The organism is Sutterella massiliensis, from assembly GCF_016899755.1.
GTDB classification, from domain to species: domain Bacteria; phylum Pseudomonadota; class Gammaproteobacteria; order Burkholderiales; family Burkholderiaceae_F; genus Sutterella; species Sutterella massiliensis.
In genome coordinates this window covers 1-1030 of the sequence record NZ_JACJJC010000115.1, presented here as the reverse complement: position 1 = coordinate 1030, position 1030 = coordinate 1, and the positions used below count along the sequence as shown (strand labels likewise).

General features: G+C 57.1%; 2 protein-coding genes. Both read right to left on the bottom strand.

The genetic code is table 11. From position 1 onward, the window contains the following. On the bottom strand, window positions 1–519 hold a 519-nt coding region (locus H6A60_RS11630), incomplete at its 3' end, for a MotA/TolQ/ExbB proton channel family protein (RefSeq protein ID WP_205104787.1). A gap of 56 nt (window positions 520–575) precedes the next feature. After that, on the bottom strand, window positions 576–1030 hold a 455-nt coding region (locus H6A60_RS14500; RefSeq protein WP_205104785.1), incomplete at its 5' end, for a TonB-dependent receptor domain-containing protein.

Here is a 1030-nt window from a genome sequence, read left to right as displayed (position 1 = left end):
GTGTATGACAAGGGCAAGAATGGCGACGAAGAGTCCGAATGCCGTTGCTATAAGCGCTTCGGCCACGCCCTCCGTAATTGCGAAGGGTTCGCCTTCGGCAACGGAGAGCACGTCAAAGGAACGGATCATGCCTGTGACGGTGCCAAGCAGCCCCAGAAGCGGGGAAAGCGTCACGATGGCGCTCACGAAATTGAGATTTTCGCGCACGCTGGCGGCGGCGCGCGACGCTTGACCCTCAAGGAGCTCGCGCTGATCGAGCCCGAGCCTGATTTTGCCGATCCCTTCGCGCAGCACTTCCGACGCAAGTCCTTTGGCCTTGACGCAAAGCGCTTCCGCGGCCGCATAGTCTGCCGAAGTGAGCAGCGCCGGAAGCTCCCGCTCGATGAGCGCCAGATCCGTCTTCGACTGCTTGTAGTAGCGATGTCTTTCGATTGCGATGGCGATCGCCGCAACACTCGCCAAAAGAATCGGATACATGATGAGGCCGCCCGCGGCAAACAAATGAAGGATGTCGGTCATGATTTTCTGCGCAGTGGTTAATCGTGGTTCAGGCTTCGATCAGCAGATCGGCTGCATTAGTAGGTGCCTTTCAGGCCGATGAAGAATGCGCGCTTGGCTCCCGGAATAACGGTCGAACTTCCCGGCGTTCCGGATTGGTAGTCCCAGTACTCTTCATTGAAGAGATTCGTTACGCCGCCGTAGACCGTGACGTATTTGCTCGCTTCCCACCGCATGCTGAGATCGACGAGCGAATGGTCGTCGATGACCCAGCCGTTGGCGTCGTCCGTGTCTTTCATGAAATTGTTGTAGCTGCCGAAATACGCATACTCGGCGGTGGCGGACAACTTGTCGGTAAAGTCGTAGGTGGCTCGAACGTAGGCTTTGTGCTTGGGCACCTTTTGCAGACCGCTCGAGGCGTAGTCGATCGAGACGTTGTGGCTTTCAAGGAAGCGGCACGCTTCTGCGCTGTTGCACCGCGTGCGACCCATCGTGTAGGAATAAGACTCTTCGCTGTCTCTTATACACATCT